General features: G+C 69.5%; 8 protein-coding genes and 1 riboswitch. Of the genes, 5 read left to right on the top strand and 3 right to left on the bottom strand.

All coding sequences use genetic code 11. From position 1 onward, the window contains the following. Positions 1-5: 5 nt before the first annotated feature. From GGR88_RS09585 to GGR88_RS09575, 3 genes are all read right to left on the bottom strand, one after another. Positions 6-2,729, bottom strand: coding sequence for a TonB-dependent receptor (locus GGR88_RS09585; protein ID WP_167956094.1), 2,724 nt, complete (start codon positions 2,727-2,729; stop codon positions 6-8). 182 nt (positions 2,730-2,911) lie between these two features. Continuing rightward, the gene (locus GGR88_RS09580) at positions 2,912-3,913 is read right to left on the bottom strand and encodes a substrate-binding domain-containing protein (protein WP_167954505.1); all 1,002 of its coding nucleotides are present in this window, start codon (positions 3,911-3,913) and stop codon (positions 2,912-2,914) included. Between the two features lie 95 nt (positions 3,914-4,008). Then, positions 4,009-6,528 (bottom strand): glycoside hydrolase family 31 protein, encoded by a 2,520-nt coding sequence (locus GGR88_RS09575; protein ID WP_167954504.1) that lies wholly within the window; start codon positions 6,526-6,528, stop codon positions 4,009-4,011. 156 nt (positions 6,529-6,684) lie between these two features. Between GGR88_RS09575 and cobO the strand changes: the two genes are divergently transcribed. The 5 genes from cobO (at position 6,685) to GGR88_RS09550 (ending at position 12,016) form a co-directional block, all read left to right on the top strand. After that, complete coding sequence (gene cobO, locus GGR88_RS09570) at positions 6,685-7,299, top strand: cob(I)yrinic acid a,c-diamide adenosyltransferase (RefSeq protein ID WP_167954503.1); 615 nt, start codon at positions 6,685-6,687, stop codon at positions 7,297-7,299. A gap of 38 nt (positions 7,300-7,337) precedes the next feature. Further along, positions 7,338-7,505, top strand: a riboswitch (cobalamin riboswitch). A gap of 137 nt (positions 7,506-7,642) precedes the next feature. Continuing rightward, positions 7,643-9,505: a TonB-dependent receptor plug domain-containing protein gene (locus tag GGR88_RS09565; protein ID WP_342449771.1), complete on the top strand. Its 1,863-nt coding sequence runs from the start codon at positions 7,643-7,645 to the stop codon at positions 9,503-9,505. Further along, the gene (locus GGR88_RS09560; RefSeq protein ID WP_245196778.1) at positions 9,505-10,317 is read left to right on the top strand and encodes an ABC transporter substrate-binding protein; all 813 of its coding nucleotides are present in this window, start codon (positions 9,505-9,507) and stop codon (positions 10,315-10,317) included. Before GGR88_RS09565 ends, GGR88_RS09560 begins: the two co-directional genes overlap by 1 nt. Then, entirely contained in the window at positions 10,314-11,282 is a 969-nt protein-coding gene (locus GGR88_RS09555) for an iron chelate uptake ABC transporter family permease subunit (protein WP_167954502.1), read from the top strand. The genes GGR88_RS09560 and GGR88_RS09555 overlap by 4 nt, the downstream gene beginning before the upstream one ends. After that, positions 11,273-12,016 (top strand): ABC transporter ATP-binding protein, encoded by a 744-nt coding sequence (locus GGR88_RS09550; protein ID WP_167954501.1) that lies wholly within the window; start codon positions 11,273-11,275, stop codon positions 12,014-12,016. Before GGR88_RS09555 ends, GGR88_RS09550 begins: the two co-directional genes overlap by 10 nt. Positions 12,017-12,026 lie beyond the last annotated feature (10 nt).

Genomic DNA, 12,026 nt, shown 5'->3' with positions numbered 1-12,026 from the left:
AGCCCTCAGAACCGGAAGCTTGCGCCGGCCAGGAAGCGGCGGCCATAGGTCTGGTAGTCGATCACCTGATCGCGCGCGTCGCCGTTGATGGTGGCGAACGGCTCGTCGGTCAGGTTCTGGCCCTGCAGGAACACGGACAGGCCGTTGAGCGCGCCGGAGCGGAAGTCGTAGCCGATCTGCGCATCGACGATGGTCTCGTCGATCGCACGGCGCCGCGTGCGCGCCGCGCCGAAGCCCGACAGCTCACCCACGAAGGTGGAGCGATAGCGCACGCTGCCGCGCACGTTGAAGCCCCACCGCTCGAAGAAGGCGGTGCCGTTCGCCACCCAGCGCGAATAGCCCGGGATGTCCTCCGGCTCGCCACCCGGCGTCGGCTGGATCTCGGTCTCCGTGTAGGACGCACCGCCGGTCACGCCGAAGCCTTCAAGCGCGGAGGTAAAGTCGCCCAGCTGCAGCGTGGCGGCAAGCTCCGCACCGTAGATGGAGCCGCCGTCGCCGTTGATCGGCTGGTTGTTCCGGCCCAGCGTCGGCGTGCCCGGGGGCGCCGTCGGCGGCAGCGGGAAGCCGGTGAAGTCGAACGGTGTCTCCAGGTTGTACACGAAGCTCTTCAGGTCCTTGTAGAAGCCCTGAGCCGCGATGTAGCCGCGCGTGCCGAAATACTTCTCGATCGTCAGATCGAACGAGTTGGAGCGGATCGGGCGGAGGAACGGGTTGCCGCCGCCGCCGGTGATGATCCCTTCCTGCGTGTTGTAGCCGTAGCCCAGGGCCACGCGCATGTCGTCGAGACGCGGGCGCTGCATCTGCCGGGCGGCGCCCAGGCGGATCACGAGGTCGATCGGCAGGCGCAGCGACAGGTTGAGGCTGGGGAGCACGTCCACATAGTCGTCGCCGCGCGTGATGTCGCTGAAGCTGGTGCCGTTGAACACCAGGCCGGACGACTTCTGCTCGGTGAAGACGGCCTGCAGGCCGATGTTGCCGGTCAGTTCCGACGCGCCGATCGGCTGGCTGATGTCGCCCTGCAGATAGGCGGTCATGATGTCCTCCTCGATCCGGAAGGCGGAGGAGATCACGTCGTTGGACAGGTTCGGCACCTGGGCATAGGTCCCGGCGGCGATCAGGTCGCGCGGGTCGTAGCTCAGCATCGGGCCGAGCCCGAGGTAGGACAGGTTGGTCGGCCGCTGGATGAATTCGGCCGGGATCTGCTGCTGCAGCGCGCCGTTGGCGAGCGTCAGGAAGAACTGGATCGGCGTCAGGTCCTTCGACCGGTCGGTGTAGTTCAGGCCGAAGCGGACGGCAGACAGCGGGCTGCTCAGCTCCTTCTCGACCTCCAGCCGGTACTGGCGGATCTCGTCTTCGACGTCGCGGTTGTTGAAATAGCCGGCCTGCCGCGTCGCGCCGCCCCAGCCGAGCGGATCGGTGAGGAGGATGAGGTTGGGATCCGAATAGTCGAGCGTCGGCGAGAACACCGTGCCCTCCGGCCCAGTCGTGAAGCCGATGTTGTCCGTCGCGCCGTTGCCGGGACCATAGCCGGTGCCGGCATAGGTTTCGATGATGATCTCCTGCCGGTCGGTGCGCGAGAAGCTGAGGTCCAGCTGCACGTTCCAGCCGTCGTCGCCCTCGTAGCGGGTGTTGTAGCCGAAGGAGTAGAGCTTGGCCTTGCGCTCAAAGCTGTCGTTGCGGACGACGCCCTCGACCCCCTGGAAGGTGCCGGACGTCACCAGGCCGTTTTCGACCGTGGTGCTGGTCAGCAGGCTGGTGCCGTTGGCGCCGAAGCCGAGCGGAAGCTCGATGCCGCGCTTGATCTGGTCGTCGTTGAAGTCGGAATAGAAGCCGTCGAGCGTCATCGTGAGCTCCGGCACCGGCCGGAACTGCAGCGTGCCCTGGAGACCCAGGCGCTGCAGCGTCGTCGACGTGACATAGGACTTGGAGCCGCCGATCACCGAGTCACCCGCCGCCGTGGTGGCATAGCCCCAGGCGTTGAATTCCTGGATCTGGTACGGCTCGTTCAGATAGGCGGCCGACAGCGCCACGCCGATCGTGTCGTTGGCGAACTGGTCGATGTAGGTCGCGTTGACGCGGTAGCCGAGCTCCTCCGAACCCGAGTTGAGCTTGCCGAGATCGGCATAGGTGCCGCGCGCGCCGACCGACACGACCGAGCGGCCATAATCGATCGGGCGGATGGTGCGCAGGTCAACGGTGCCGGACAGGCCCTGGCCGATCAGCGACGCCTGCGCGGTCTTGTAGACCAGCACCTGATTGACGACTTCGGACGGATACTGGTCATATTCGACCGCGCGGTTGTCGCCGGTGGAGGTCTGTTCGCGGCCGTTCAGCAGGGTGGTCGAGAAGTCCGGCGCGAAGCCGCGGATCGAGATGGCGTTGGAACGGCCGCTCACGCGCTGCGACGTGAGGCCGGGAAGGCGGGCGATCGATTCGGCGATGGAGGCGTCCGGCAGCTTGCCGATGTCCTCGGCCGTGATCGATTCGACGACCAGGTCGCGGTCGCGCTTTTCGGCCACGGCGCTTTCCAGCGCCTGGCGGAAACCGGTGACGATGATCTCGTCGCCGCCCTGACCCTGGTCGTCGGTGTCCTCGCTGACGGAGTCATTGGGGTTCGCCTGCGGACCGGTGGCGGCGGGAACGGTGGCCTGCGCATGAAGAGCGGCGGGCGTCATCAGCGCCAGTGCGCTGACGGTGAACAGCGGTGCGACACGCGAGCGCGTGGACATAGAACGCATCTTTTTCCTCCCCGGAGCTCCCGCCTGTCCCGGCGAATGAGCAAAGCCAATCATCGACTCGGACACGATCCGATGGGTGACGCTTAAGGGCTTGCTGATTGTTGTGCAATCGATTGCACAGCAAAATTCCGCAACAATTCCGAAGACGTCAGAGCTGTCTCAAATCTGCAACATCAGCCACTTGCCCGTTCGATCAGGCTGAGCGGGATCTGCACGGACGGAGCGGCCACGCCTTCCATCCGGGCGAACAGCCGTTCGATCAGCACCTCGGCGGCCAGCCGGAGGTCCTGGCGGATGGTGGTGAGCGGCGGATGGACATAGGCCGCAAGGCTGACATCGTCATAGCCGACCACCGCGACATCATCGGGGACGCTGCGGCCCAGGATGTTCAGCGCGCGCACGACGCCCATCGCGATCATGTCGGATGCCGCAAACACCGCGTCGATGTCGCCGGCGGCAGCCAGCTCGTCGCGCACGGCATCGGATGCCGCGTCATAGGCGAGCGGGATGGGGATCCACGGCCCCGGCGCGCAGCCGGCGGCGTCAAGCGCATCGAGATAGCCGCGGTGGCGCGCCTCCAGCTCGGGAATGTCGGTCATGCCGGCATAGGCGATGCGCCGCCGCCCGGTGTTCAACAGATGCTCGGTCGCTACCCGGCCGCCGACGAGATTGTCGGTGCCCACACAGCAATAGCTGCTGTTCGCGCCCGCCTCGCCCCAGACGACCAGCGGCAGATAGTCGCGGCTGACGGCCTGGAGCGCGTCCTCCTGGTCCGACTGGCAGAGCACGATGACACCATCGACGCTGCCGCTGCGCGACAGGCTGGTCAGCCAGCTGTCGTCGGTCGGCGCGACCGCGGACAGCAGCATCTTGTGCTCGCGCTGGGCGAGCCCGTCCATCAGATGGCCGATCAGCGTCGTGTAGAAGGGGTCGGACACGCGCTGCGCGCTCTGGTGGCCCAGCGGCACGACGCAGGCGATCAGCCGCGTCCGTCCCATGCGCAGGTTGCGGGCTGTCTGGTTGATGTGAAAGCCGTGCTGGCGCGCCACGTCGCGGATGCGGTCGCGGGTCTGCTGGCTGATGCGCGGGCTGTCGGCCAGCGCGCGCGACACCGTCGCCGGGGTCACGCCCACCAGCGCGGCGATGTCGGCCAGCGTCTGCACCGGTTTGTTCACGTCGAGCCCCTCGTCACCTTCGCGCGGACAGCGCCGACCCGTGCTGCTTCGCACGGATCGGCGTCCCGGCTCCACGGCCAATCGACAAAGGCAGTTCAGCGGCGGCTGATGCGGATCTCGCCGCCGCGCGCCGCGCTGTCGGGCAGGGTGAAGCTCACCGTCCGTGCCGTGGCGTCGGTGGTGGCGTCATACCGGTCACGGCCCGCGCCGACGGTGGCATTTCCGCTCCAGCCGTGGACGGTGACCGCGATCTCGTTCCACCACGGGGCGAAGCTGCCCTGGCGCTCGTCAAAGGAGATCGTCAGGCGGCCGTTGGCGCCCACGCTGCACCGGACGGTCTGGCGCAGGAACGCACCCCCGCGGTGCGCCGTGGTTGTCTCGTCATCGGCATAGATCTCGCCGCGGCAATCCTCGCCCGGGTAGATGTCGAGCGACAGCGGACCCTGCGGCTTGAACGCGGTGCTCTGCACCACCGGCTGGCGCGGCAGGATGGTGCCTGCACGGATGAACACCGGCATGTGGTCGATGCGCGGCGTCTCGGAGACGATCTGCACGCCGCGCTGGCGGCCCTGCACGTCGCCCGCTGCCAGCCGCGTCCGGCCTTCCTCGCCGCGCGCATCGCTGACCGGCAGCCCCGTCCAATAGTCGAACCATCCGCCCTCGGGCAGGCAAACGTCGTAGCTGCGGGGCGATTCCGGGTTTGGCGACGGCGCCACCAGGAGGCTCGCGCCCACCGTGAACACCATGGACTGGTCGCACGGCGCGTTCACGGCCGCCGGATAATCGTAGAAGATCGGCCGCATGATCGGGTCGCCGGTGCGCGAGTTCTGTTCGGCCAGGCCGTAGAGATAGGGCATCAGCCGGTAGCGCTCGTTCACGAAGCGGCGGCGGATCGCCAGATGCTGTTCGCCGTCCACCCAGGGTTCGGCGCGCGGCGTGTCCTTGGCGGCATGGTCGCGGAAGATAGGCATGAACGCGCCCAGCTGGAACCAGCGCGTCAGCAGATCGGCGCTCGGCCCGCCCGCGAACCCGCCGGCATCGGCGGCGCTGTAGGAAAAGCCCGACAGCCCCAGGTTGATCAGCTGGTGCACGGCAAGCTTCAGGTGGTCCCACGTCGACAGGTTGTCGCCCGTCCACGTGACCGAATAACGCTGCCCGCCGGCATAGCTTGCCCGCGTCATGATGAAGGGGCGCTGGTCGGGGCGAAGCGCCTCCAGCCCTTCCAGCGTCGCGCGGGTGTTCTGCATGCCGTAGACATTGTGGATCTCGGCATGGGTCGCGTCGCGCTCGGCGAAGTCGTCGCTGTCGATGTGGTGGATGTTGTCGACCGGCATGGTCTTGGTCGGCGTCTCGAAGATCGCCGGCTCGTTCATGTCGTTCCAGAAGCCGGCGATCCCGGCGTCCAGGAAGTCGCGGTAGAGGCCCGCCCAGAAGGTGCGCGCATCCTTGTCCGTGAAGTCCGGGAACACCGACGGGCCCGGCCACACCGGGGCGACATAGGTCTCGCCCTCTGCATTCCGGACATAAAGATTGTCGCGCAGGCCCTGCTCGTAGATCGGGTATTCACGTCCCGGGACGCGCGCGATGTGCAGGTCGGTGATCGCCACCAGCCGGATGCCCTGCGCCGCCATGTCGCGGGCGAGGCCGGGCAGGTCGGGGAAGGTCTGCGGATTGGTCGTGAACGGCCGGTTGCGGTCCTGGAAGTCGATGTCCAGCCAGATGACGTCGGTCGGCACCTGGTCGGTGCGCAGGCGGCTGGCGATCTGCCGCACCTCATCCGCGCTCATGTAGCTGTAGCGCGACTGCTGATAGCCGAGGCTCCACTTGGGGACGAGCGGCGCCTTGCCGGTCAGGTCGGTGTAGCGGCGCACGACCTCTGCCGTGGACGGCCCGTTGATGACATAATAGTCGATCGGCCCGTCCGGGCCGCCGAACGCCAGCACGTCCTGCTCGCGGTGGCCGAAATCGAACCAGGTGCGGTGCGTGTTGTCCAGGAACAGGCCGTAGCTGCCGGATTCGGCTCCCACGCCGATGAAGAACGGGATCGACTTGTAGATGGGGTCCGTGCTGCTGGTGAAGCCGAACGCATCCGTGTTCCAGTTGACATAGCTGTAGCCGCGCCGGTCGAGGCCGCCGCCGGTCTTGTCGCCCATGCCGAAATAGTGCTCGCTCTGCGGCATCGCCTTGCGGAGCGTGAAGGCGGTGCCGTCGAGGGAGACGGGGTCGACGGCGTCGGCGGTGATGACCTTGCCCGCGCTGTCGGTGACCGTCATGGCGCCGGTCCGCGGATCGATCCTGACCCGCATCGACGGCGTCGAAAAGCCGTCGCGCGCCGCCGTCACCGATACTGATTGGGCGCGCACCTCTGGCGACACGGCCCAGCTGGCGTCTTCCGGCATCCGGCCACCGCGCGCCACGCGCACGCGAAGGATGTCGTCGGTCAGCGCCGTGACGCGGGTTTCCACGTCGCCGCGACGCACGACGATGCCGTTCGCCAGCGCCTGGATGGTCGCCTGCTGGGTGGTGGCGGCGGGCTGCTGCGCAAGGACGGGGGCGGCCGCGCACGCGCCGATGGATGCCGCCGACAGCAGCAAGGCCTTCTTCAGAAACACCATAACTCTCCCACCTTGTTCTATGGCGGGGATCGGCCCGCGCCTTATGCAATCGATTGCGCAAGCTATGGCATACACCTCGCGCGCGTCAACGACATTGGTCGCGGGCCAACCTCCGCGCTCTTGCCGCGGCGGCTGATCTTGCCGAAAGAACGCGGCATGACGGCACCCGACGACGACCATTCCCGCCACAATGCGCGCATGAAGCGGCTGAAGATCGCGCGCGACAAGCTGCAGGCGCGGCGCACGGCCGAGCGCGGATTGCTGATCGTCCACACCGGCAACGGCAAGGGCAAGTCGTCCAGCGCCTTCGGCATGGCGATCCGATCGATCGGGTGGGGGATGCGCGTCGCCATCCTGCAGTTCGTCAAAGGGACGTGGGAAACGGGCGAGCGCAACTTCTTCGCCGCGCTCTCCACCGACCTCGTCAGCTTCGAGAGCATGGGGGAGGGCTTCACCTGGGACACGCAGGACCGCGCGCGCGACATCGCCGCGGCGCGGCGCGGCTGGGACCGGGCCAAGCAGCTGATCATGGATCCCGCCATCGACTTCGTGGTGCTGGACGAACTGAACATCGTGCTGGCCGACGACACCTTGCCCTTTGCCGAAGCGCTGGCCTTTCTGGCGGACCGGCCGCTGACCAAGCATATCTGCATCACCGGCCGGGGCGCGCGGCCGGAGCTGCTGGCGATGGCCGACCTCGTCACGGAATTCGGCGAGGTGAAGCATCCGTTCAACGCCGGCTTCAACGCGCAGAAGGGCGTCGAATATTGACGCCGCCGCCGCCCGCCGCCTAGAGGCGCGGCCGCGAACGGTTCCCCGGAGACGGGGATGAAAAGGGAAGACGGGTAACGGGCTTCGGCCCCCAGCCCCGCGCTGCCCCCGCAACTGTGATCGGGGAGTGCCGCCCGACACGGCCACTGGGGGCGACCCTGGGAAGGCCGGGCGGCACGACGAACCGAGAGCCAGGAGACCTGCCGGGCGCACGTCGATCCACTGTTCTGGCGGAGGGCCGGAGCGGACGAGGCAGAAACCCTCGAGCGAGCGACAGGTCGGGCCGGCCCGGTGTCGCATTGGCGCGGCATCGGTCGCGGCCCCGTTCGAAGGGCATGTTTTCGTGAAACTCACTTGTCTCCTGGCGGCCGCGGGGGCCGCCGCCGCGCCGGCATGGGCGCAGGACTTGGATCCCGCGACCGACATCATCGTCACCGCAAGCGGCGTCGCGCAGGACGCGGACACGACCGGTCAGGCCGTCACCGTCATCGACCGCGAGACGATCGAACGGCGCCAGACGATCGCCATCAGCGACCTGCTGTCGACCACGCCCGGCGTCACCGTGACGCGCAACGGGGGCCTGGGCACGCTCACCAGCGTCCGGCTGCGCGGCGCGGAAGGGGACCAGACCCTGGTGCTGATCGACGGCGTGCGCGTGAACGATCCCTCGTCGACGGGTGGCGGCTTCGACTTCGCCAATCTCCTGTCCTCCTCCGTCGAGCGGATCGAGGTGCTGCGCGGCCCCAACTCGGTGCCGTGGGGCAGCCAGGCGATCGGCGGCGTCGTCAACATCATGACGCGGCGGCCGACCGCGGGGCTGCAGGCGCGCGGCACGGTCGAATATGGCGACATGGACACGCTGTTCACCAGCGCAGGCGTTTCCGGCGGGGCGGGGATCGTCTCCGGATCGCTCACCGGCGGCTATCTGCGCACGGACGGCATCTCCGCCTTCGACGGCGGGGCCGAGCGCGACGGGTATCGCCAATATGGCGCCAGCGGCCGCGCGGAAGTGGCGTTTGCGCCCGGCATCCGCCTCGATCTGCGCGGTTACTGGGCGGATAGCCGCACCGACCTCGACGGCTTTCCGGCACCTGCCTTCGCCTTTGCCGACACCCGCGAATATTCAACGGCGGAGGAGCTCTACGGCTATGCCGGGCTTTCGCTCGACACGGCGGACGCGCGCTTCCGCAACACGGTCGCGGTCCAGATCGCCGACATCAACCGCGACAATTTCGACCGGGACGTTCCCGGGTCGGAGCCGCTGTTCCTCGCGCGCGGTCGCAGCGAGCGGTACACCTACAAGGGCGACATCCGCCCCGCCGGCCCGGTGCGGATGGTGGTCGGCGCCGAGCATGAGGAGCAGCGCTTCTTCGACGGGGCCGACCGCTTCAGCCGCGGCGTCACCAGCGCCTGGGGCGAGCTGATCGTGACGCCGGTCGCCGCGCTGACGGTCACCGGTGCCGTCCGCCACGATGATGACGAGGCGTTCGGCGGCAACACCACGCTGGCCGCCAACGCCGCCTATCTGCTGCCGACCGGCACCACGCTGCGGGCCAGCTATGCCGAAGGGTTCAAGGCACCGACGCTGTTCCAGCTGTTCGCGCCCTTCTACGGCACGGCGTCGCTGCGTCCGGAAACGGCGGAAAGCTGGGATGCCGGCATCGAGCAGCGGCTGGCGGGCGACCGGCTGGTCGCGACCGCCACCTATTTTCGCCGCGACACGCGAAACCAGATCGACTTCGATCTTCTAACCTTCACCTATGCCAACATCGCGGGGACGCGGGCCGAAGGGCTGGAGATCGGCCTGGTGCTGCGGCCGACCGACAGGTTCACGGTCGCCGGCGCCTATTCCTTCATCGATGCGGAGAACCGCAGCGCGGGTTTCGTGGGCAACGACCTCGCCCGCCGTCCGCGCCAGGCGGTGAGCCTGTCGGCGGACTACCGGGTGCCGCCCGGCGGTGCGCTCGCCGGCCTGTCGGTCGGCGGGACCGTTCAGGTGGTGGGCGACAGTTTCGACAATGCGGCCAACACCGTCCGGCTGGACGGCTATGCGCTTGTCAGCGTGCGGGCCGAACTGCCCGTCGCCGACAATCTGTCGATCTATGGCCGGCTGGAGAACGCGTTCGACGAACGCTACCAGCAGGTCTCCGGCTATGGCACCATCCGCCGCGCCGCGTTCGGCGGCCTTCGGGTGACGTTCGACTGATGATGCGCGCGATCCTGCCGCTCCTCCTGCTGCTTGCCGGCTGCCAGCCGGCGGGCGGCGGGCGGCAGGGCGGGGTTGTGTCGCTCAACCCCTGTTCGGACCAGCTGCTGCTGGCGCTGGTTCCGGCTGAGCGGGTCGCGGCGATAAGCCATTATTCGCAGCAGCCGGGCGCCACCTCGCTCCCGCTCGCGGTTGCGCGGCGCCTGCCGTCGACCGCGGGCACGGCGGAGGAGGTGATCGCGCTCGCCCCCGACCTGGTGCTCGCCACCAGCTTCACCCCGCCGGCCACGCGCGACGCGTTCGCGCGGGCAGGGCTGAAGACGCTCTACCTCGATTCTCCGACGACGATCGCGGCCAGCAAGCAGCAGGTCACCGTTCTTGCCCGCGCGATGGGCGCCGACGCACGGGGCGCGGCGCTCAACCGCCGCATCGACGCCGCGGCGGCGCGGGTGGTGCGGCAGGACGCGCCGGTCCCCGCACTGCTCTACATTTCCGGCGATCTCGCGAACGGCGGCCAGACGCTGCTGTCGGACCTGATGCGCCTGTCGGGCTTCCGCGACGCCGGCGCGGACCTCGGCCTGTCCGTCACCGGGACCCTGCCGGTCGAAAGCCTGCTGGCGAAGCCGCCCGCCGTCATCCTCGTGCCGGATGCCGGCGGGCGCACCGCCGCGCTCCGGCGCCGGGTGCTGGACCGGGCGGGCGCAACGGTGCGTGAGGTCGCCTTTCCCCGTACGCTGGTCAATTGCGGCGGGCCGACCATCCCAGCCGCGCTCGACCGGCTGGCGCTGATCCGCCGGCAGGTCGCGACGTGACGCGCGGGCGCCTCCTCCTCGCGCTGTCGATCCTGGCGGCGGCGCTGTTCGCCGCCTCGCTGAGCGTCGGCAAGGCGAGCGTGCCCTTGTCCGCCTGGTGGTCCGGCGATCCGCGCTTCGCCATCATCGCGGAGCTCCGCCTGCCGCGCGCGGGCCTCGCCACCATCCTCGGCGCGTCGCTCGGCCTGTCGGGCGCGGTGCTGCAGGGATGGCTGCGCAACCCGCTCGCCGATCCCGGCGTGCTCGGCGTGTCGAGCGCGGCCGCGCTCGGCGCGGTGGCGGCGATCGTGCTGGGCGGCGCCGGGCAGTGGGGCATCTTCGCCGCCGCCATGCTGTCGGCGGGAGGCGGCCTTGCGCTGCTCGCCGCGCTCACCTGGCGGGCCGAAACGCCCGCGGCCTTTGTGCTCGCAGGCACCGTGCTCGCCAGCCTCGCGGCCGCGCTCACCGCCTTCCTGATCTCGGTCGCGCCCGACCCTTATGTCGTCGCCGCCGCGATCGACTGGCTGATGGGGGCGCTCACCGATCGCAGCAGCGACGACCTGCTTCGCGCCGCCCCCTTCATGCTCGGCGGTGGCGCGTTGCTCCTCCTCACCGGGCGCAGCCTGGATGCCTTGACGCTGGGCGTCGATGCGGCGCGATCGCTGGGCGTCGATCTCGGCCGGCTCCAGCTCCTCGTCATCGCAGGCGCGGGGCTCTGCGTCGGCGCCGGCGTCGCCGTGACGGGCGTGGTCGGCTTTGTCGGGCTCGTCGTCCCGCATCTGCTGCGCCCGCTCGTCGGTGCGCGGCCGGGCGCGCTGTTGCTGCCGAGCGCGCTGGGCGGCGCGGCGCTGGTGCTGGCGGCCGACACGCTCTGCCGGCTGGCGCCGGGCGCGGGGGAGGTGCGGCTGGGTGTCGCGATGGCGCTGATCGGTGCGCCCTTCTTCCTCGCTCTGCTGCTGGGCGAACGGGGCCGATCATGGGGCTGAGCGCCGACGCCCTGTCGGTGCGGCTCGGCGACCGCACGGTGCTCGCCGATTTGTCGATCGCGTTCGCGGCCGGCCGGGTGACGGCGGTGCTGGGCGCCAACGGCGCGGGCAAGTCCACGCTGCTGCGCGCGCTCGCCGGCCTGGTGCCGGCCCGCGGTGCGATGCTCGATAGCCAGGACATCGCCACCCTGCAGCCGCGCGAGCGCGCGCGGCGGATCGGCTATCTGCCGCAGGACGCCGCCGTGCACTGGAACCTGCCGGTTCGCGATCTCGTCGCGCTCGGGCGGCTGCCGCATGGCGGCGGCGGCGCGGCGGCGATCACGGCGGCGCTTGACGCGACCGACACGGCGGGGCTGGCGGCGCGGCCGGTCCGCACGCTGTCGGGCGGGGAGCGGGCGCGCGTCCTGCTCGCCCGCGTGCTGGCCGGGGAGCCCGCCTGGCTGCTGGCGGACGAGCCGCTGTCGAGCCTCGACCCGCTCCACCAGCTGGAAACGCTGGCCCTGCTGCGCCGGACTGCGGCGAACGGTGTGGGGGTGGTCGTCGTCCTGCACGATCTCACCCAGGCGGCGCGGGTGGCGGACGACGTGGTGCTGCTGAAGGACGGCCGGCTGCTTGCCCACGGACCGGTGGCGCAGGTGCTGGACGCCGCTGCCGTCGCGGCTGCCTACGGCGTCCGGGCAACGGTCGTTCCGCATGACGGCGGCACCGTCATCGTCACAGACTTGCCGATATAAAGAATTCTTT

This window comes from Sphingomonas jejuensis, from assembly GCF_011927695.1.
GTDB classification, from domain to species: Bacteria; Pseudomonadota; Alphaproteobacteria; order Sphingomonadales; family Sphingomonadaceae; genus Sphingomonas_K; species Sphingomonas_K jejuensis.
This window is presented reverse-complemented; position numbering and strand designations above follow the sequence as displayed.